Here is a 20,137-nt window from a genome sequence, read left to right on the forward strand (position 1 = left end):
CCGGTTCGGAAGCGTAGTAAACGCAATCTTCACCATCTGATCCTAGTCCGGATGACGGGCACTTCTCCGGATAGTTCAACCTGTTGAGGGTTTTTCAACCGGTTGCGCGACGCGGCCCCGGTTGACCGTGAATGATGGCGCCGCCGCGCGAAGCCCATCGAGGCGCTTCGTGTTCGCGAGCCTTGAGGAATTGCTGAAGGTTTCGATGAACGCGCCAGTATCAACCGACCTCCTGAAGACTGCGGTCCCGTACCGGCGACGCTATCTGTCAGTGCGGATCAAATTCGGCGTCGCCCTGACGATCGCCATCGCGTGGACGGCGTTCAGCGTCAGCGTGGCGTCGGCCTGGATGCGCGATCTCGCCGAGCTCACGAACCCGTTCCTCGCGCTCTGGACGCTCACATTCGTCGCGTTCGTACCGGGGTTCATGAACGCATTCCTGGCGACGTCCCTTCTTCTCGACCGCAGGCCGCCGCGACGAACGCCCCTCTCCTATCCCGGCGTGACCATCCTCATCGCCGCCTACAACGAGGAAGCCGGGCTTGCAGCCACGCTCGAAAGCATTGCCAACCTCAATTATGTCGGCGAGGTCGAAGCACTCGTCCTCAACGACGGCTCCAAAGACCGCACCGTCGAAACCTTTCATTCTGCCCGCAAGTCGCTCCAGCTTCCCGAGAATATTGACGTTCGCCTCCTCGACTTTGAACAGAACCGGGGCAAGGCGGCTGTCCTCAATGACGGCCTTGCCGCCGCTCGCCACGACCTTGTCTGCACTATTGATGGCGATAGCCGCCTCCGCTCCGACAGCTTGAAGGAGATCGTGGAGCGGTACTTGTCGGACCCGCCCGGGACGATGGCTGTCGCCGGCGCGGTCCTGGTGCGAAACAGCCGCGCCAGCCTGGTCACCGCCGCGCAGGAATGGGACTACTTCCACGGCATCTCTGCAGTGAAGCGCATGCAGAGCATGTATCACGGCACGCTTGTCGCGCAGGGTGCTTTTTCCCTGTACCGCAAGTCGGCGCTTGAAGCGGTCGGTGGCTGGCCTGAATCGGTCGGCGAGGACATCGTCATGACTTGGGCGATGCTCGCGAAGGGGTATCGCATCGGCTACGCCGAGGACGCCATCGTCTTCACCGACGCCCCCGCTTCGTTCCGCCAATTCTATCAGCAGCGAAAGCGCTGGTCGCGTGGCCTGATCGAGGCCCTGCAACGGCACAAGAGCTTGCTGTTCAAACCCCGGCTATCGACGCTCTTCGTGTGGTGGAACATGCTGTTCCTGCCGCTCGACCTGACGTTCACGTTCATTTTCATTCCGGGTCTTCTTGCCGCTGCGCTCGGCTATTACTGGATCGCCGGCCCCCTCACGCTGCTGCTGCTCCCGCTCGCGGTGGTGTGGAACGGGGTCATTTTCAGGATCCAGCGCCGGATGTTCGCATCCAAGGGCCTGAAAGTACGCCGCAACGTGGCCGGCCTCCTCTTCTACGTCCTTGTCTACGCCATCGTCATGCAGCCCGTCTGCCTGTGGGGATACGTGTCCGAACTGACGGGCCGCCGCAAAACCTGGGGAACCAAATGATGACCCGCTTCCACTCTCTTCTCCTCGTGGCTGGCTTGGCCTCCCTCCCCTCGCCCGCGGCCGCCCAGGCAAGCGACCAGGCCACCGGGCCCGCCGTTGGCGTGGAGCTGTTTGCAAGCACCGACTCCGACCATACGGACGTGGTCAAGCTCCTTGGGCGTGGCGCAATCCTCGACGCCGGTCCGGATCGCTATTTCGGCGTCGCCATCGAGCAAGCCTGGTTTTCGCCGCTTGGGCAGAAAACCCGCAAGGACCAGCGCGTCTATGCGGATCTTGCCGGAAAGGCGGGCAAGGACTGGCTGTGGAAGGCGCGTCTCGGAACAGATGGCAAGACCTGGCTCGGCTCCGCCAACCTGCGGTCCAAGGATTGGTCGAAGGAAGTGTTCCTCGAACGCGAGATCATTGAAACACCCCGCGGCGTCGACGAGGGCCTGTATTACACGTTCTTGGGCGCCAGCTTCGACGTGCCCGTGGCCAAGGACACGCTGACGTTCACCGGCGCGGTTCAGGCGTTCACGGGGCGGAACGAAAGGCTTCACGCACGGGCGAGTTATGTCCACGTCATCAAGGCGGACATTGGGCTCAGTGCCCAGCTGCGGACCCGTTTTTTTCATTCCACGGCGCCTGGCGAGTATGACTATTACTCTCCCAAGAACTTCTTCCAGCTGTTGCCCGTGGTGCAGATGCGCCGGTTCACCACGTCCGGCTGGATGCTCCTGGGCGCCGTCGGATATGGCGCTCAGCGCGCAACCGGCGGGGGCTGGGCCTCGGCCCGCCTGGCCGAAGTCCGCGTGGAAAGCCCGCGTGGACGGCACGCTTTCAGGGCTTTTGCCCAGGCGCAATATTCAAACAATTCGATCAGTGGATCGGGCAATTATGATTATGTCATGGCCCGGATCGGTTTGACCAAGTCCCTCAATTAAGCCCAGCCGGTCGGCCGGCCAAGGCGGACTTGGTCGGCCGCGCGGCTATTGATGCTCGACGAGGCGCAGGAGAACCGGGCGTCCGGTGTCGTCCTTCCTCACCACTTCGCGCCGCTGCAGATCGCTTGGCGCGGTCCAATTTTCACGGCGCACTTGGACACTTCGCTCTATCCGGACGACCGCCTTGGCCTGCGGCGCCACGCGTGGCGGCGGTGCGGCGCTTTCAGCAAGAAGGAGCAGCAGAAACACCGCATTGCTATCGGGTCAGGCGGCTTTCCCAAACCCTGTCCATTGATCCGGATCGGAAGCAATTCGAACAATGCCGTGACGAGTTCAGGAGCCGCAGACTGGAGCGCGATCGGGGACCCGCGGAAGAAAAACGGGTGCCCCGAGCTGGCACCCGCGATTCGGCATCGCTGTAGGACTGACTTAGGGCCGCAGAGCTCGGCGGATCAATGACATATATGAATCAAATGACGGATAGGCGGTCAATATCGTCGAAATAGCCATCAATTGCTTGCCGGCCAGAATGGGTCAGCACGATGAAGACCTGGCGTCCATCGAGCGGGTGACGTGCGCGTTCGACCAGGCCTTCACTCTCTAGCGCCTGGATCCACCGCAGGGTCGTAGTCAGTGCCGTCTGAGTCCGTTCGGACAGTCGAGAAATGGAGAGGCGCCGGTCCCCACTATCGGCGGCGTAAAGCTCAAGCAGCATGTCCCAGGCCGGGTCGGAGAAAAGCTTGCTGCTGAAGTGCTGGTCGCGGCGGAGGCGGGCCTGGAGAATCTGCCGGACCTTGCTTGCGCGGGTGGGCCGACTTCCCGGTGGAGTCGACACGTAATGTTCCTTCAGGACGTCCGGCGCCGCCGTGGGAAACAGGGTGGCGGGATTGAACTCCTTCCGTGCTGCAACCGCGGTCATGATTGAACTCCCTCGACCGTTTAAGACCGGGGTGTTGATTAACCACGTTGGGTAGGCCCTCGCTTAACGATCGGCCCATTTTGGGGAGAGTTTTGATCCAATTTGAACGGATCCGGCTCGTCACCGAAATCCTAGCCGTCGACTTGAGCGCTCAGCTCCTGCACGTCTTCGATCACTTGCTGGAGGCGGGCCCCGACGGCGGGGCTGGCGTCCCAACGATCGATGATGACGAGTGCTTGTTCAAGCAGCGCAAGCGCGCGTTGCATCGTCCAGTCCTCCGACGGATCGTCGGCTTCCTGACTGACTGCAGGCATACACGTAACCCCCGAGCAGACGAGCGCGCTGAGGCCCAAAGTGCGCGCCGATCGAACCGCCCGATAATGCCTTAGCCCAAAAAAGGCTACAATTGTGTAAACCTTACTTTGTCTCAGAAAGATACACGGACAGGAGCGCTCGGCCCTTCTCGGTGAGGCTGACGAAATTCTGCCGCTTGTCGGTAGGATGCTCGCGCCGCTCCGCGAGCCCGTGATCTGACAAATAGTCGATCCACCTGAGGCCAGTCGACCGCGAAGCCCCTGAAAGCTCGCCAAGCCTCGACTGGGTGATCCGCTGCCGTCCCTCACTCAGAAACAATAGAAGCAGCATTTCCCACGCGGGTTCGGCGAACATCTGGCTACCAAAGATCGCAACGCGTTTTCGCCGGTTATCGAGTTCAACCCGCGCCTTGTCGACCAGGTCATTCCGCTCGGGGCCGTGGTCTCCAGCATCCGAAACGTCGTCCCCGCGGCCGGAGGGGTGGAGCTTGGCGAGGAGACGCCGAAGATCGTCGATGTCACGGGAATCCAGCGAGATGAGCCGGTGCTCATCGCTGGTTGGGCGCGGCCGTTCCCTGTTCATGACGTCGGTCGCTCCTCCGTCCACTCGCCTGCCACACGGCATGACGGGCGCACCATGATAAACCGAGCGATGCGACGGTAGTTTCAAGCGACGGGCGTCGCAACTCCCTGCACTCCTAGAATTCGCTAACCCCGAGTTGGTTGCGCGTTTGATTCCCCGAGCGCTTCGCGGACCGCCGCCATGGGCGCATTGAAAGCCTGGGCCACGGCGCCGAACGCCGCCAGGGCGATTGCCGCCGCTACGGTCGCAATTCCTGCAAATTCGATTGCCCGGCCGGCAAGGCGGCTCGCGGCATGAGTATCGGACGGTCGTGGCGCGTGGCGGCGTTCGACAGGCCCCTGCACCTTACCCGCCGCCGGGGCCTCGCCTGAAGTGTCGTTGAGCAGGGCAGTGAGGAATATAGGGTCCTGCGAGCGGAGCCCGGCGCGATGGCCCTTGTTCCAGGCGACGCGTGCCACGATCGTCTGGCGGCCGCGCCGGATTTCGACATAAGTCCCGCGGGCAGGTGGCTCGGCGCTCTGAACCCCGAGGCCATGAAGCGACACGTTGAGGATGCAGACGTCATGCCAAGCGGAAGAGCTCCGCATGCGCGCCCTGATCATTACTTTCTCTCTGTTCTCGCGAGGTTTCAACGCCGGCTTCCACGCAACGGCCGGCCCAACATCGGTCGGCTTCCAGGGAGCTGGATTTACCACCCGCACCTCATCGAGCGCCTTAACCAAAGCTCCGAAACGGAGAGGATTCGGTTGCCTATCCAGAGTCTTAGGCGAGAGCGTAGGCTGGCCTTGAGCGAACGCCGAGGATTTTCAAAATTGCATGAAGAGCGATGCGATCAAGCCATTCGAGCCCGCGTTGGTGCCGACATAGTCAAGGCCGATGCGCGCATTCGGCAACTCGGCGCCAAGGCCCATTGTCCAGCTCCACTTCGATCGACCATCAAGCGTATCCCAGGCGCCGCGTTCGCGCCCGAGCTCGACGTTGAGGAAGATAGGTGACTTGGGGACGGTATATTGGGCTGCCGTGAAAAGGTAGAGATTGCTGGTTCGCCGTCCAAGGTCGTCCTCGGTGCCCCGTTGCGACGGCGCAAAGCTCGCCCCGGCTTTTCCCGTCAGCGGTCCGACGTTCGCTTCGACGGACGCCGTTGCCTCAAACGCGTTGGTGCTGCTGTCGCCGGGATAACAATAAAACGTGCTCGACAAGTCGAGGCCGACTTTGTCGGAAAGCTGGACAGCATAGCCCACGGTAGCATCCAACTCGAGCTTGCCGGCGCCTTTGATCGTCGATGTCCAAAGTTCACCATAGGCACCGCTCTCAAGCTGCGCGCTCAGCGAGGCCTGGAACGCCGGCTTGCCACCCGACAAGGACACACCACGGTAGCGATAGTCGCTGACGATACCGGCCTCCGCCGACCAGTCCGCCGCCTCTGCGCGTTGCCCGTTGCCCACCGCGGCCAGGCCGAAGGCGATGGCAATGATGCCGCGGCGCATGGCTCAAGCCGCGCTGGAAATGGGTTTAGGTGAGTTGGCCGGAAGAAACTCGCCAAGCTCGATGGCGGGAAGCGCCCGCGAGAAATAATAGCCCTGCATTTCCTTGCAGCCAGCCACCTTGAGAAAGGCTTGCTGCTCGGCCGTTTCGACGCCCTCGGCAGCGACTTCGAGACCCATCACGTGACCCAGGGCCAGGACTGCCGAAATGATGTTTGCCGAGTCCGCGGTTTCGCCCAGGTGCTGAATGAAGCTGCGGTCGATCTTGATCTTGTCGACCTCGAACTTGCGCAAGTAGCTCAGGGATGAATAGCCGGTCCCGAAGTCATCGAGGACGATGGTGAACCCGGCTTTGCGGAGTTTCGCCAACGTCTCCCGCACTTTGTCGTCATCGTCGAGAAGGACGCGCTCGGTGACTTCGAGCTGGAGGACCCTGGGATCTGCTCCCGTTGATCGAATGATGCCCGCAAGCGTGTCGTAAAAGCCGTTCGAGCGGATCTGGAGCGGCGACAGGTTGATGGCGATGAACAGGCCAGGCCAGCGCAGTGACTGGACGCACGCCTGGCGGAAAACCCACTCACCCAAGGGGAGGATCAGGCCCGTCTCCTCAGCGACCGGGACGAATTGTTCGGGCGCGATCATGCCCCGTTGCGGATGGTCCCATCGGACCAGCGCTTCCAAGCCGATGACTTTCCCGTCACTCGCGACCTGCGGCTGGTAATGCAGGCAAAGCCCATGTCCGCTCGCAAGCGCCGCCCGCAGATCCTCTTCGATGCGCCCGCGCAGACGGACATGATCATCCATGTGCGGCTCGAACAGGCAGTAGGTATTCCGGCCTGCGTCCTTCGCATTGTAAAGTGCAATGTCGGCTTTGCGGACGAGCTCGAGACGGTCATTCTTCTCAACGGAGCTGATGACGATCCCGATACTGACGCCAACGTGCACCGTGTTGCCGATGAGCGTGAACGGCTGATTGATCTCGGTGAGGATCCGCCGCGCCAGCCTATGAAGGTCTGCGGGCCGGCAATTCTCGATGAGGATCGCGAATTCATCCCCGCCGAGGCGGCTCACTGTGTCGGCTTCGCGGGTCAAGCCGGCGAGACGAACGCCAAGCTCGCGAATGAGGGCGTCGCCTGCCTGGTGACCCAGGGTGTCATTGACGTTCTTGAAGCGGTCAAGATCGAGCAGCATTACGGCCAGCTTGCAGTCCCGCTTGGCGAGCGCATGGTCGAGCCGATCTTCAAACAGGGCCCGGTTCGGAAGTCCGGTGAGACTGTCATGGAAGGCGAGGTGCTGAGCTTGCGCGCGGCTTGCTTCGAGCTCGAGGCGGCTTCGAAACAGCCTGAGCAGGAGCAGGCCGATCAGGACGCCAATGAGTCCCAGGGCGACGATGAGCACGGGACTCATCTTGTCCTCGACCTCTTCGCCCGGTTCGAACGGCGCCCAGTCGAGGTAACCGATGACCGCGCCGCCTCGCCCGGCGATCGGCAACGAGGCGGTCTCGGCGCGCTCCGACGTGAACCGCGGCGCATCAATGCCGTAAAGCTCGGTCAGCTCGCTGAGAAAACTGCCGTCGAGGTAGCGCACCGACACGTGCAGAAATTCCGAGCCGGGGCGCTGGGGAACATTGCCCGTCTCCGACACGATTGGCTTGACGCTGATGATGGCGGGATGGCCGGCGACCAGCGCGAAGTCGGTCGCTCCGATTGTTTTTCCGCGGCTCCCTTCGGGCGCGAGGTAGCCCGTCGTCAATTTCCGGCGGAGACCATCGGCGAGCTTGAGTACGGGGCCGGCAACCCTGGCGAAAGACGCCGGTCTCGCGCGCCGTCCCGCCTGCATGGCGTAAACGGCCTTGTCTTGGGCATTGAGCAAATAGGTTTCGTCGTGCCTGTAGTACGTGTGGAACCAGATCCCGAGGTTATTATCCAGCCACAGAGGGTCGAGAGGTGTCTTTCGCACCTGCACGACGGCGTCGTCCCAGAACGTCGAGGCTTCCTGGTCGACGGCCACGTCGTCCATGGTTTCCCGGACGGCAATGCGAACAAGCCGGTCCTGCCGCTCGAGCGCGATCCGGTCCGATTCCGAGGTTGAAAAGTGGAGGATCGTTCCAACCATCGCGGCCAACAAGGCAAGCGTCAGCGCTGCGGGAAGGACAACGGCGCGAGCCAGTGCCGGCAGAAGCTCGCGGGAGCAAGTCAGGGACCATTTCATCCGCGCCGGATTACGGAAATGTTGGTTAACGCTATCCGAGGGGTCGATCCGAAACGGAGCATAATCGAGTTTCGCCCTGGCTCGCCAACCATCGGCCTCGCCCATTGCTGACGGAGCCGGAAAAAGCCTTATACTCCTGACTCATACGCGTTGCATTGGGACGCCGATGGTTGACGACCTACGCTCGAGCCGACGGGCCAGAAGTCTGCTGGCGGCGAAGCTGCGCGCGCCTGGCGCCCCCGTCCGGAATGTCACGATCAGGAACATGTCGGTCACCGGCGCCCTGATAGAATGCGACGTGCCTCCCAGGATTGCGACGGAGATCGAGTTGGTCCGGGGAGAGCTTTGCGCCGCCGGCTCGGTCATGTGGCGTAATTCCACCGAGTGTGGCGTCCAATTTTTGAAGCCCATCGAGCTTGCCGCCTGGCTCCCGAACGCCGAAGCCGAGCCGGCCGCTAACGAACCGAAGGCCGTACCTCGTCCCGTCCGCGGCGGGGATCACGATCCGCTTGGGCGCCTTGCGCCCCGAATCGTCGAGGAGCTGGACCATGTCGCGCGCCTGCTTGACGCACTGGGTGATGAGCTCATCGGCGACCCCTATGTCGTGGCCCGGCACGGCCTGCCACTTCAGCGTCTCGACCGGGCGACCCAGATCCTCGGGCACCTCGGCGCCATCATCCTGTCGGACGATCCCGAGCAGACGGTGTCCGCGATTGGGATGGAGGACTTGCGGAGGCGACTGCTTCGCAAGTCCCTCTGACGCCGGCCTCGGAGGTTGAGAATAGGCGGCAGGCGCGAGGGCGCTTTTGATCGCGAGGACCGAGCAGCGTCCTTGCATTGGGACAGCGGGATCGCCCAATGTACGGCAATTGGTGTATCGACCGTTGATATGGTTAGCCGGATGGCGTCACAGGGTGAGCGCCCGCCGGAGCCTTCGTCGTCGCCCGCTGCCCGTGGAACCAGTGATGTTTCGAATAGTCGCGTCCGTCCTGCTGATCGTCTCCGCGCCAGCTGCAGCGGGTCTGGAGGAGGTGCAAAGCCTGACGTGTGCGGGCGGCGACGTGCGCTTCACCGTGACGTTCGATGCAGAGTCGTCACGCGCGTCAGTGGCTAGCCGCGAGGGCATTGCGACATACAGCGTCGCACCCGACGGCCGCTTCCTGGCGTGGCGGCTGGACAACGACCAGGGACAGCCGCGCTATGTCATCATCGAGGGCGACCGGGTGAACGGCGACTTTGGCTGGTACTTCGAACCCCTCGACGGCAGCGGGCAACCGGCGCAGAAACGCGGGACCTGCCGGCCCTTGTAAAGCGGCGACGGCAAACTGTACTTCGGCCTTGAACCCGTTCGTTTTGCCCGCGCTTGCAAAACGCGCTGCCGTTAAGCCTAAAGCATGATTTGACGGCTATGGGCTGTGGCGGTCCTCCATCACCGAGTCCGCGTTGTTCATGCCCATCTTTCCCAGACTGCGACGGTCGCGGCCCGAGCTGCGCTACGGCGTGCCCCGCGGGGTGTGCGTCTACGCGATTGGCGACGTGCATGGCTGCCTGGAGCCGCTGGAGCGGCTGCTGGAGAAAATTGAGCGCGACTTGCGGACTCACGACTTCCAGTCGCACCTGGTCCTTCTCGGCGACTTGATCGACCGCGGGCCGCAGTCTGCCGGAGTGATCGAGCGGCTCCGCCATGCCCCGGCGCCGGTGGACCGGGTCCATTTCGTAATGGGCAATCACGAAGAGTCGATGCTGAACTGCCTGGCGGGCGATATCCGCGCGTACGAACCATGGCTGCGCTACGGCGGTGTCGAAACGCTGCAAAGCTACGGGCTGGACAGCCACGATATCCTCGCCGAGGGGTTCGATGTCGGCGCGGCGATCAAGGCGGCCGTCCCCGCGTCCCACCGCAACTTCATTCGCAAGTTCAAGGACCAGGTGCGGATTGGTGACTGCCTGTTTGTTCATGCCGGCATCCGGCCAGGCATCCCCCTCGACCAGCAGGTGCCGGCGGACTTGCACTGGATCCGCAAGGAATTCCTCGGCGATGCAAGCGATCACGGCGTGACGGTCATTCACGGCCACACCATCGTGCCGAGGGTGCAGGTCAGGACGAACCGGGTGGCGGTGGACACCGGCTGCTACCTGACGGGCGAGCTGAGCGCGGTACGCGTCGAACGCACGGCGGTCAGCATATTGACGAGCTGAGGGTGCGCCATGCCAGCGACTGCGTGTCCAAAAAGGACATGCGCGCGCGACGGCGAGCGCGTATGCTGCCGCGATGAGTATGAGTGCGCGCTCACGGAGCGACGAGCAAAGTCACTATTTCGCGGCGTTGAACATGATGGCGGAGCTGTCGAGCGCGCTTGCCAGCCTGGATGCGCCGGACGCCGCCCGCGCCGGACTGAATGAGCTCACCGCGATGTGCCGGGCGGATTTCGAAGCACGGTTCGGGCGGGACCGGAGCGCTGCTGCACGGCGCCGCTGAGGGCTGATCACTGCCGGCGTCACGCTAACGGTGACTTTGCGCACTGCTGACTTTTTCTGGCTGCACGAATGCCCACAACCACTGCAAATGCTGCCCGCTCTGTCACGTCAAAAAGTCGCGGATTTTAGCCGTTTCTTTGACCCGGCAAGCGCATTTTGCTATAGTATGATGGCTGCAGCGTTGCTGCCGCCTTCCCTAAAATGGGGCGGACCAAACAGGAGCGGACACTCCTGCCTGGCCCTGACCATCACCGTCTTCGTGGAGACGAAAATGGCTACATGGCATTTACGGCCAAGGCGTCTGCTCGCCAAGGTGTTACGCTCCTCGGCAGCCCTGGTTGAGCCCGAATTCGACCGGTCCGAATGGGACAGCTGCTGGCATGACTATCGCGCCGCCTGCGCGTTGCTGCGCCAGCACGACAAAGATCATTACCGCCCGGCGCTCGCCACGATGGACCGGGAGCTTGCGACCATGTCGAATGGCCTCGGGGCAGTCGCGACCGAAAGGGTGCGGCGCATGCTTTTCGACAAGCACTGCATTGCCGCCATCGAGGATCGCGGAGATGAGCTGGGCGCGCGCCTGCACGGCTGGCTCCACCGGCTCCTGGCCGCCCCCTCGCCGTCAATCGTCGAGCTGGCGATCAAGCTGAAGCTCATCCGCGACCTCGGCGCGGTTGATGAGCCCTGGCGTGCTGCCCTTGTCGCCATCGCGAATGACGCAAGCCGGCTGGCGGACCGTCTCTAAGGGCCGGTCACGAGCGCGTTTCGGGAACAGCGCCCCCAACCGGGACAGGAGCGTCCAGGAGCAAATTGAGCTGGAAGGGAGTCGAACGGTGCCGAGCGGACTGCTGGTTTATTCGATGATTGCGCGCCATGGCGCGGCCATCGACAGGCTGAAGCGGGACATGTTGGCGGAAGAAAGCCATGAAGCGCTGCTCGTCTTCCTGGCTTACGATGCAGCCGGGTTTCTCTACGCGTTCCTGATTGCCACGGGCAACGACGTGTCACCCCGCGACAGAACACTTCGTAATGCGCTGCAAGCCGCAATCATCGAGGTGCTTGAGAAGCACGGCATCAACCCCTCCACCTTCTGCGTCTGGCCCGACATTGCCGCGCCAGTGAAGAGCCTGTCCTGACGCTCCTCAGCCTGCGGGCACCAGCTCGACGGGAAGCCCGATGAGGTCGAGCTGTGGCTTCAGCTTTGCAGCGTCCCCGACGACCACCCACAGGAATTTTTCCGGGTTGATCGCTTGGCGCGCGGCCTGGTTCACCGCCGCTGCTGTCAGCGCATGGTACTTCGCCGGCAATTGCTCGTAATAGTCATCGGGGCGCGCGTAAAAGTCATTTGACTGCAGCGCCCCCAGCACCGACGCCGTCGTCTCGAACGACCCGGGCAATGACTTCACATTGTCGTTGACCGTCCGCTCCAGCTCTGCCGCCGTCGCCCCCTTGGCGCCGAGGAAGTCGCGGTAGTCGGACAGCAGCGCCGCCAGCGACTCTCCGGTCCGGTCGGCCTGGACCGGTGCGCTGACCTGGTAGACGACGGCATGTTCCCGGCGGCCGATGCCGGCGCGGACTCCGTACGACCAGCCCCTGGTTTCGCGGAGGTCCATGTTGATCCTCGACAGGAAGGAACCGCCGACGACGTCACTGGCCACGTCGAGTGACAGGATCTCCGCCTTGGGATCGACGGCGAGCAGCTGGGCGCCAATGATCTGGGACTGGGGAGACCCCTTGCGATCGACGAGGAGGATGCGCGACGTTGCCGTCACGGCCGAGACGGGCGGCTTGATCCCGCTCATTCCCACTGGTTGCCACGTGCCCAGCGTTTGCTCGAGCAGCGGGGTAAGCGTGCTTAGCGGCATGTCGCTGACGATGAACAATTTCGCCTTGTCGGGCCGCAGCCACTGCGAATGGAACTGGACCAGGTCGTCCCTGGTCAGCGACTTGACCGTCTCCGCCGTCCCGGATCCCGTGGCTGGAAAACCGTAAAGAGATCCTTGGCCGTAAAGCGCCGGCGCAAGCACCCGAGCGGCCATTGCCCCGGGATCACTCCCCTCGCTTGCGATGCGGGCAAGTTGCTGGGCGCGCATGCGCTCGAATTCACGTGGCGCAAACGCGGGCCGCTCGATGACATCGGCGAACAGAGCCAGCGCCGGGACGATGCTCGACGACAGCGTGCCCAGGCTGGCCGTGGTCCTGTCAGCATTCGACCCAATCCCGATCGACGCTCCGAGCTGCTCCTGCCGCTGCGCAATGTCCCTCGACGACAGGCTGGTCGTCCCCTCCTTCAACATCGCGGTCGTCAGGGCCGCCAGCCCGAGCTTGGCTTTCGGATCTGCTGCAAAGCCGGCATCGATGCTGAGCGCCATTTGCGTCAGCGGCACATTGGTGCGGCGTGCGTAAAAGACGCCGATGCCGTTCGATAAGGTGATGCGCGATACTGACGGAAACGCCAGTTCGCTCAGCCCGGTCACCGGAGGCAACGCCCCGCGCTTGACGATTTTTTCCGGGGCTGATGGGTCAGCCGCCTTCCGGATGACAGGAGCTGACGCTTCGACATAGGGCTCCCGTTCGCCGGGGACCACGCTCAGGGCCAGGACGGGGCGCTTCAGCCACTTGGCCAGCGCCGTCCGGACCCCGGCGGGCGTTGCTGCAGCCATGGCCCGCATGTCCCTGGCAAAGTGGTTCGGGTCCCGCGAATACAGCTCTCCTTCCGCCAGTGTTGCCGCTTTGCCGCCCACCGTCTGGAGTCCGTTGACGGTATCGAGGACATTGCCCACGACGACGCGCTCAAGCTCCGCCGCAGTGGGCCCGCGCGAGATGTATTCATCGATGATGGCATCGAGACGACGGCCGACGGCATCCGGATCAGCGCCCGGCTTCACGTCCACCGTGACTTCGAACTGGCCCACCTCCGCATAGCTTTCAAGCGACGCCGTGACCCGCACCGCGAGCTGCTCGTCACGCACGAGCGCATTATCAAGCCTCGAGCTTGCAAGCCCGCCGAGCACTGCCGCCCCCATCGACAGCGGCACGCTGTCTTTGTCGTTCAGACCCGGGACAACCCAAGTGCGGTACAGCCGCGTGACAGGGACGTGATCCTTGAGGACAACCTTCAGGCGCTTCGAAAGCGTCGGCACCGGCGCGGCGATCGTCGTCGTCGCCGGACCCCGGGCGATATCGCCAAAGTATTTCTGAACGAGTGGCCTTGCCGTCGCCGCGTCAATGTCGCCAGCCAGCACAAGCACCGCGTTATTGGGTCCATAATGGTCCTTGAACCATTGCTTCACGTCCTGGAGGCTGGCGGCGCTCAAATCGGCCATCGAGCCGATCGTCGAGTGCCCGTAGGGATGGCCGGGCGCGAACAGCAGCTCCGTCTGCTTGTAGCTGACCAGCCCAAACGGCTTGTTGTCACCCTGCCTTTTCTCGTTTTGAACGACTCCGATCTGATTGCTGAGCTTGTCTGGAGTAACGGCGCCCAGCAGGTGGCCCATCCGGTCGGACTCCAGGTAGAGCGCCCGTTCAAGGGCCCCGACCGGCACCGTCTCGAAATAGTTGGTCCTGTCGAACCAGGTTGAGCCGTTCAGCGCCGTTGCGCCGATCTGGGCCATCGGCTCGAACCAGTCACCGTCGGCGTTTTCGGAACCGTTGAACATCAAGTGCTCGAACAGATGCGCAAAGCCCGTCTTGCCCTTCGGCTCATGCTTCGACCCGACATCGTAATAAACGGAGAGCGCAACGACGGGCGCCTTCCTGTCGGTATGAACCAGCACGCGAAGGCCGTTGACCAACGTGAAACGCTCATATTGCAGAGGTGCCTTTTCAATCAGCGGCCGGACCGAGACGGTCTGTGAAGCCGCTGAGTGCGCGCTGGCCGTAACGGGCGACAAGGCGACGGCCAGGGCGACCGTGGCGGCGGAAACATTGAAGGAATTCATGACGGCTCCCCACTCGCCGCGATTTGCGGCTCTATAAGGATGACGCTGGACAGCGCTGTTTCCGCAGCGCTTGGTCGGAGGCAACGACGAACGACATGATCCCTTCGACGGGAGGTCGCCGTCCCGACGCACGCTCGGACAAGCAGCGCGCGTGCCGCGGCCGCAAACATCAAACATCCGGAAACGGCATTCCCGCGCGTCTGGAGAGATGGGCAGTGCCCTTGTTATGAGTGTTCTGAGCCACTGCCGAGGGGAGGGCGGCAACCTCAGCGAAGCGTTGGCCGGGCGGCGCGAGTGAATGAAAACAGGCTCTCCTGTCTTCGCCAAGCCGTGCCCCCGGCCCTCGTGAGTTACGAACCAAGAAAGCTGAGCGAAATTGGACAGTGTTGGTCGAGACGGACACGGCTTTCCGCCGCTCGACCCCGGTCAGCGCATGAGCGCCCGGGATTGCCGATCCACGCTCCGCTGGATGAAGCTCCCAGAGGTGTCGCGTACCCGGCCTGGCGGCTGGCCCCAGACGACGCTAGCATTGCTCTCCGACCAGCGCGAATGCGAAAGCCGTTTGCTCCGAAACGGATGGATTCTGCAGAAAAAGCTTAACCGTTGTACCGTATCACTTGCGACGGGATGGCATACCGATGGAAACTCCTGTCGCCGATGGTTTCGGCAGCGATCGTCCTGATCGTTGTCACGAACTACCTCATTCTGCATATCGCCGGCCGGCCCGACGCATCCGCGAGCGAGCTGGCGTGGCTGCTTTTGCCCATCGCATTGCCGACGACCATCGTCGTTATCCTGGTCATGTCGTCGCTGTACCACGCGCTCCAGGAGGTGATCGGGGAGCTCGAACGCGGGCGGCTCGATGCCTTGTCACAGGCACAGCACGACCCCCTCACCGGGCTTGCCAACAAACGGCTGCTTCAGCAGCGCGTCGACCAAGCCATCAGTCGGTTCAACCGCGGCCGGGAAAAGTTTGCCGTACTGATGCTGGATCTCGATGATTTCAAACGCGTCAATGACTTGCTCGGCCACCAGTCGGGTGACGAATTGCTCCGTGAAGCGGCGGCCAGACTGGCGAGCCTCGTGCGCGACACAGACACGGTGGCGCGGTTCGGTGGTGACGAATTCCTGATCCTCCAGTCCACTGTTGATCGCCCAACGGACGTGCGCCGTCTCTGCGCTCGCATCAACGAGGACATGCAGCGCGCTTACCGCGTGGGTGACCGGGACGTCCGCTTGCCTGTGACCATTGGCGCCGTCCTGGCCAATGACGACCTGGGTGACGCGGCGGACTATGTCCGGGCCGCGGACATGGCGCTTTATGCCGCCAAGGCGGGCGGCAAAAACTGCTCCCGCTTCTTTTCGCAAGAGATGGACGCGCTGCTGCAGCGCCGCGACCGTCTCGAGACAGATCTGAAGCTAGCCCTGGCGACGGGTGAAGGGCTCAATGTTCATTTCCAGCCGCAGCTCGCCGCAGACGGCAAGGTGGTCGGGGCCGAAGCCCTGTTCCGCTGGACGCATTCCGAGTTCGGCGACATTGCGGCAGTCGAAGCGATTGCGATCGCCGAGGAGTGCCGGTTCATTGATATCCTGGCGGAGCGCGTGCTGCGCGACGCGGCGCGGTTTGCGCGCAGCTGGCCATCGCTGTCGGTCGCGGTGAACATGTCGCCGGCGCAATTCACTGGCTCGCGGGACCTGGCGGCTGAGCTTGGCCGCATTGTCAGTGAGGAGGGCGTCAGCCCATCGCAGATTGAGCTCGAGATCACGGAGCGTTTGCTGGTCACCGACGAGGATGACTGCGAAAAGCAGATCGCCTCCCTGCGTAACCTGGGCTTCAGGGTTGCGCTCGATGATTTCGGTACGGGCTATTCCTCCCTGAATTATCTGCGCCGGTTCAAAGTCGACCGCCTCAAGCTCGACCGCACGTTCGCGCTCAATGCCGAGATCAACGAAAGCGTGGCCATTGTCCGCGCGGCTGTCGGCCTCGCCCATTCGCTCGGGCTCGACGTCATCGCCGAAGGGATTGAAACTAAGCTTCAGGAGCGCGTCGCATTCGAGGCCGGGTGTGACGCGGTGCAAGGCAATTTCTACGCCGCGCCAATGACCGCAACGGCCTTCGCGGCCTTTCTGGACTCGCAGGATAGCGCCGCGGCCTAAATCACCAGGCCGCCAAGTCCCTCGTTCGCCTGTCAATCTATCGGTGCGGAATATTGCCCTTCAAACGTCTGGACCATTGAGCCCCTCGGCTCGGCACGGAGGCGTCAAGGTCCCCGAAGTACCCCAATGACGAAAAGGGTGTAACGCATTCACCCTTTCCTCCGTGCCACGCGATCAGCCCGGCGAACCTCCGCGACATGAACCCCGGCGCAAGTGCTAAGCGCGATCAACCGGTGCCTGGGACGTGCAGCGATGATGCTGACTAGCCAGCTGTCTCGTGATCCGATGCGGTCGGGTAACGCTCTACGATCTCGGCTTCGCCCAACGCATCCAGATCGGGAGTACTCGACCTGGCGGCTGTCCAGCGTGCAAGCGCTGCGGCCGTCAACGGCAGCTCAAATGCGACCCCCGCGTGGAATGAATTGGTCCATCGGAGGGTATAGTGCAGCGGCGGCAGGTCGGGCAGCCGCAAAATGACTTTGCCCAGCCGGCGAATGGGCGTCAGGGTCCGCAGCCTCGCTCCGCCCTCCGAAATATTGTCGAGGAAGCCGGCATATTGCCGCTTACCGATCCGGATACGAGCGCGGCACTGGACATCGAGACGCGGGAAGCGGCGGCGGTTTTCCGTTGATGTGAACCAGGTGCTCGGATCCGAGTGATACATGTGGCGCTCCCCTTGGACGCTCCATCTGCACAGCCTCCGACCAAGTTACTCTTAACAACTCATCCGGAACGGTGAGGTCTGAACGCGCGCCATCGCCTCGCGATGAGCTCGCCCTACAGTCCATTTTGCGGATGCTAGCCAAACCGGGCTGCGGCCAATGCCACCGGGCAGTTCCAAAGGGACGGCCTGGCTCGAGACCCACTCAACACCGGTCTCTAGCTATAGTTCGCGCAGTAAGGGAATGTAAACTAGGTTTTACATATTGTCGCTGCGGAGCCCGCTTCGATGCGCAAACTCAGGGCGGGCTCCAACGCGTCTCGACTTGGTGATCTCGCTGCCAATGTCCCTTTGTCGCACCGACGCACGGCCGGGCGGATTCGACTAGGTTCAGCGCCCCGTGGGGCGATCCGGAAAATACCGTCCTTCAGAGTCGATGGAGTCCACAGCGACCTCTTCCTCCGACCCCTCGATCGGCACGTACCCTTCTTCCGGTCTCAGCAACTCGACGCGCTTCTTGTAAGTTGGCTGAATCATACGATCCGTCCGCATGTCGTATCTGCTGAAGCTGGCGACTTTCACCATGCACGCCTCCCGGGGCTTTCCCGCCCGATTATTCGTGACAAGCCGAGTTGACAACGGTTGCCAGGCGGGCTGAGCGGTCCGGTTCGAATTTGGGTGCTCTGGCCGGACCGCTCCCCGCCGCGGAGGGCGGGCTCTTGCGATGACTCGAGCGTCGCTGAACGATCCCATTCGCAAAAGCCGGGGGAACATGACGGTCGCGCAACAAATCTCAACGTTAAATTGACTTTACACCATTCTCAGCCGCGCCCAAGACAGTTGCCGCCAAGCCGGCCATGCCCAAGCCAGCCGCGCCCAAGCCAGCCACTGGCAAGGCCCCAGCCAAGCGCCGCGGGCGTCCGCCCAAGTCCTAAGGGACGCGCCTGGGGGCGCCTTCAGTAGCGGCAAGCGAGTGGCTTTTCCGCGTCCCATGGCAGGGCGAAGGCGATCCACGAGCGCGAAGCCGCCCTCGCCTTTCGGGCGTTTGGGGCGTGGAGGCGGCATGGCCGGATTGAGCTGCTGGGCAATTTGCACGCGCCCAGGATCCCGATTTTCTCATTCCGCGTTCGCGACGGCCGTGGCGGCTTCATTCACCAGCAACTGGTGACGCGGCTGCTGAGCGACGGGCACGGCGTCCAGGCGCGGGGCGGCTGCGCTTGCGCCGGGCCCTACGCGCACCGGCTGCTGGACATCGACGAGGAGCAGTCGGCCGGGATCTGGGATGCGGTCCGGACCGGCAATGAAATGGAAAAGCCTGGCTGGACCCGGGTCAACTTCCATTTCGCAATGTCCGACGCGGAAGCGGACGCCATCATTGGCGCCGTCGTCGACGTGGCCGAGCGGGCCGACCAATTGGCGCCAAGCTATGCGGCCGTCACGCGGTCCGCGCGGTTCGCGTTTGACGCCAAGCTGGCCCGGGCACAGAGGCGCTAGGACGCGCGCGCCCCGTACAGACAGCCCTGGCCCCTGCCCCTCGAGCGTCGCAATTCCAACCGTTCCGGATCAACAGGAAAGCCAGCGGTAAGCTTTCTTGACATAGGTCAATGGCGTCCCGCCGGTTTACTCGACATTTCCCGGCGGACACTTTTCCTATTCGGGCGGTCTGGGTCATTCCGGGCCGCTCAAACGGAGGCGACGGCAAGTCATGAGTAGCTTCACCAACCGTGCCCGCCCCCGGCTTCCGCGAGGCCAGCGCACCGCCGTTTCGATGCCGGCGTCGATCACGACGATGAGCGCTTACCAGTTTCCCGAGCTCATCGACATTTCCAAGACCGGCGCCAAGCTCAAGGGCTTGAGGCTGCCGCCGAAAGGGGCGACGGCCTTGCTCAAGACAGGGCCCCTCGAAGTCCTCTGCAAAGTCATGTGGGTCGAGGGTGAGCTTTGCGGCATTCGCTTCGACGAGGCCGTTTCGCCAGTGATCCTCGGCCGCGTCGAGCGCCAGGGCGCCGTCGAACTGCAGTCACCTTATGAGCCGGCGACAGTTTAGCGCCGGCTGTGTGGAGCATGGACGCGTCATGACGACCCCACGCAAACTTGCCCATCACCGCGTCGGCACGCCGTCCGAGCGTCGCCGACACGAGCGCCAGCTGGCGCTGCTGCGCGTCGCTTTGCTTCATGCTGGCGGCGTGAGCGACATTTGCGTTGTCCGCAACATCTCGGCCAGCGGCTTGTCGGCGCGGGCCTATCGACCGCTCAAGATCGGCGAAGCCGTGGACATTGAATTTCGCTCCGGCGAGCGCCTTTCCGGCACGGTGGTGTGGGAGCGCGAGCGGGACGTGGGAGTCGCCTTCCCCGAGCCCATCGACGTCGCCGCCGTGCTTTCCAACACGCGCACCCTCGAGCCGTCGAAGCGGCGCGCATTGCCGCGGATCAAGGTCGAGTGCCGGGGGCGGCTTTCCACGCGGCTGCGGTCCATTGCCGTGACGCTGCAGGATATTTCGCAAGGCGGTGCGAGCCTGGCGATTGACGGTCCCATCGACCCGTCGGCGAACGTCCAGCTGCTGCTCCCCGACTTGCCGCCCGTGTCCGGCGTGGTGCGGTGGACGTCGGGCGCGACGGCCGGCGTGTCGTTCAATGAATGCGTTGCATTTGAGAAGCTGGCGCACTGGATCCAGGCGCACCGGGAAGCCGCGCCGGGTGCCGCGCCGTCGAGCCACCAGGCCTAACGGCTGGCGCGTCATGCGCTGAAGCGCATGAGCATTACCGACGCGCCAGGGCCGCCTCAGCGGCAAGCTTTTCATAGTGCAAAGCGACGACCCTCAAGTGCCTGCGCAGCGCCTGGTCCGTCACCCTTTGGGCCAATTCACGCACATGGTCGGCCTTGCGGCGA

General features: G+C 63.2%; 21 protein-coding genes. 12 read left to right on the top strand and 9 right to left on the bottom strand.

Annotation, left to right across the window (positions count from 1 at the left end):
• The first annotated feature begins 169 nt into the window (after window positions 1-169).
• Together ABD928_RS05850 and ABD928_RS05855 are read left to right on the top strand one after the other, a co-directional pair.
• The gene (locus ABD928_RS05850) at window positions 170-1,576 is read left to right on the top strand and encodes a glycosyltransferase family 2 protein (protein ID WP_223276117.1); all 1,407 of its coding nucleotides are present in this window, start codon (window positions 170-172) and stop codon (window positions 1,574-1,576) included.
• The gene (locus ABD928_RS05855; RefSeq protein ID WP_345166999.1) at window positions 1,576-2,499 is read left to right on the top strand and encodes a hypothetical protein; all 924 of its coding nucleotides are present in this window, start codon (window positions 1,576-1,578) and stop codon (window positions 2,497-2,499) included. The genes ABD928_RS05850 and ABD928_RS05855 overlap by 1 nt, the downstream gene beginning before the upstream one ends.
• 469 nt (window positions 2,500-2,968) lie before the next feature.
• On the opposite strand, the gene ABD928_RS05860 is transcribed toward ABD928_RS05855, so the two are convergent.
• The 6 genes from ABD928_RS05860 to ABD928_RS05885 all read right to left on the bottom strand — a co-directional run bounded on the left by ABD928_RS05860 (window position 2,969) and on the right by ABD928_RS05885 (window position 8,010).
• Entirely contained in the window at window positions 2,969-3,418 is a 450-nt protein-coding gene (locus ABD928_RS05860) for a MarR family winged helix-turn-helix transcriptional regulator (protein ID WP_187713840.1), read from the bottom strand.
• Between the two features lie 131 nt (window positions 3,419-3,549).
• Window positions 3,550-3,732, bottom strand: a complete 183-nt coding sequence (locus tag ABD928_RS05865; RefSeq protein ID WP_187713839.1) for a hypothetical protein — start codon at window positions 3,730-3,732, stop codon at window positions 3,550-3,552.
• A gap of 103 nt (window positions 3,733-3,835) precedes the next feature.
• Window positions 3,836-4,315 (bottom strand): MarR family transcriptional regulator, encoded by a 480-nt coding sequence (locus ABD928_RS05870; RefSeq protein ID WP_187713838.1) that lies wholly within the window; start codon window positions 4,313-4,315, stop codon window positions 3,836-3,838.
• A gap of 125 nt (window positions 4,316-4,440) precedes the next feature.
• Window positions 4,441-4,917 carry a PilZ domain-containing protein gene (locus ABD928_RS05875; RefSeq protein ID WP_345167006.1) on the bottom strand — a complete coding sequence of 159 codons (477 nt, stop codon included), beginning with the start codon at window positions 4,915-4,917 and terminating at the stop codon, window positions 4,441-4,443.
• Window positions 4,918-5,121: 204 nt separating this feature from the next.
• Window positions 5,122-5,802 carry a TorF family putative porin gene (locus tag ABD928_RS05880; protein ID WP_187713836.1) on the bottom strand — a complete coding sequence of 227 codons (681 nt, stop codon included), beginning with the start codon at window positions 5,800-5,802 and terminating at the stop codon, window positions 5,122-5,124.
• 3 nt (window positions 5,803-5,805) lie between these two features.
• Entirely contained in the window at window positions 5,806-8,010 is a 2,205-nt protein-coding gene (locus ABD928_RS05885; RefSeq protein ID WP_187713835.1) for a putative bifunctional diguanylate cyclase/phosphodiesterase, read from the bottom strand.
• A 166-nt stretch (window positions 8,011-8,176) separates the two neighbouring features.
• On the opposite strand from ABD928_RS05885, the gene ABD928_RS05890 reads away from it, so the two are divergent.
• The 6 genes from ABD928_RS05890 (at window position 8,177) to ABD928_RS05915 (ending at window position 11,624) form a co-directional block, all read left to right on the top strand.
• Window positions 8,177-8,770, top strand: coding sequence for a PilZ domain-containing protein (locus ABD928_RS05890; RefSeq protein WP_345167012.1), 594 nt, complete (start codon window positions 8,177-8,179; stop codon window positions 8,768-8,770).
• A gap of 205 nt (window positions 8,771-8,975) precedes the next feature.
• Complete coding sequence (locus ABD928_RS05895; protein WP_187713833.1) at window positions 8,976-9,320, top strand: hypothetical protein; 345 nt, start codon at window positions 8,976-8,978, stop codon at window positions 9,318-9,320.
• 139 nt (window positions 9,321-9,459) lie between these two features.
• Window positions 9,460-10,209: a metallophosphoesterase family protein gene (locus ABD928_RS05900; protein ID WP_345167016.1), complete on the top strand. Its 750-nt coding sequence runs from the start codon at window positions 9,460-9,462 to the stop codon at window positions 10,207-10,209.
• 73 nt (window positions 10,210-10,282) lie between these two features.
• Window positions 10,283-10,489 carry a hypothetical protein gene (locus ABD928_RS05905; protein ID WP_345167019.1) on the top strand — a complete coding sequence of 69 codons (207 nt, stop codon included), beginning with the start codon at window positions 10,283-10,285 and terminating at the stop codon, window positions 10,487-10,489.
• 270 nt (window positions 10,490-10,759) lie between these two features.
• Window positions 10,760-11,233: a hypothetical protein gene (locus tag ABD928_RS05910; protein WP_345167022.1), complete on the top strand. Its 474-nt coding sequence runs from the start codon at window positions 10,760-10,762 to the stop codon at window positions 11,231-11,233.
• Window positions 11,234-11,321: 88 nt separating this feature from the next.
• Complete coding sequence (locus ABD928_RS05915) at window positions 11,322-11,624, top strand: hypothetical protein (protein ID WP_187713831.1); 303 nt, start codon at window positions 11,322-11,324, stop codon at window positions 11,622-11,624.
• A 6-nt stretch (window positions 11,625-11,630) separates the two neighbouring features.
• Here the strand turns inward: ABD928_RS05915 and ABD928_RS05920 are convergent, their stop codons facing one another.
• Window positions 11,631-14,429, bottom strand: coding sequence for a M16 family metallopeptidase (locus tag ABD928_RS05920; protein WP_345167025.1), 2,799 nt, complete (start codon window positions 14,427-14,429; stop codon window positions 11,631-11,633).
• 603 nt (window positions 14,430-15,032) lie between these two features.
• On the opposite strand from ABD928_RS05920, the gene ABD928_RS05925 reads away from it, so the two are divergent.
• The gene (locus tag ABD928_RS05925; RefSeq protein WP_345167028.1) at window positions 15,033-16,586 is read left to right on the top strand and encodes a putative bifunctional diguanylate cyclase/phosphodiesterase; all 1,554 of its coding nucleotides are present in this window, start codon (window positions 15,033-15,035) and stop codon (window positions 16,584-16,586) included.
• A 262-nt stretch (window positions 16,587-16,848) separates the two neighbouring features.
• On the opposite strand, the gene ABD928_RS05930 is transcribed toward ABD928_RS05925, so the two are convergent.
• Window positions 16,849-17,250, bottom strand: a complete 402-nt coding sequence (locus ABD928_RS05930) for a PilZ domain-containing protein (protein ID WP_187713829.1) — start codon at window positions 17,248-17,250, stop codon at window positions 16,849-16,851.
• 387 nt (window positions 17,251-17,637) lie between these two features.
• Window positions 17,638-17,832 (bottom strand): hypothetical protein, encoded by a 195-nt coding sequence (locus ABD928_RS05935; RefSeq protein ID WP_345167031.1) that lies wholly within the window; start codon window positions 17,830-17,832, stop codon window positions 17,638-17,640.
• 504 nt (window positions 17,833-18,336) lie between these two features.
• On the opposite strand from ABD928_RS05935, the gene ABD928_RS05940 reads away from it, so the two are divergent.
• From ABD928_RS05940 to ABD928_RS05950, 3 genes are all read left to right on the top strand, one after another.
• On the top strand, window positions 18,337-18,741 hold the full coding sequence (locus ABD928_RS05940; RefSeq protein WP_187713828.1) for a hypothetical protein: 405 nt from the start codon (window positions 18,337-18,339) through the stop codon (window positions 18,739-18,741).
• A 211-nt stretch (window positions 18,742-18,952) separates the two neighbouring features.
• The gene (locus ABD928_RS05945; RefSeq protein WP_345167035.1) at window positions 18,953-19,294 is read left to right on the top strand and encodes a PilZ domain-containing protein; all 342 of its coding nucleotides are present in this window, start codon (window positions 18,953-18,955) and stop codon (window positions 19,292-19,294) included.
• A gap of 28 nt (window positions 19,295-19,322) precedes the next feature.
• On the top strand, window positions 19,323-19,973 hold the full coding sequence (locus ABD928_RS05950; RefSeq protein ID WP_345167038.1) for a PilZ domain-containing protein: 651 nt from the start codon (window positions 19,323-19,325) through the stop codon (window positions 19,971-19,973).
• The last annotated feature ends 164 nt before the right edge of the window (window positions 19,974-20,137 follow it).

Source organism: Sphingomonas daechungensis (genome assembly GCF_039543105.1).
GTDB lineage: Bacteria > Pseudomonadota > Alphaproteobacteria > Sphingomonadales > Sphingomonadaceae > Sphingomicrobium > Sphingomicrobium daechungense.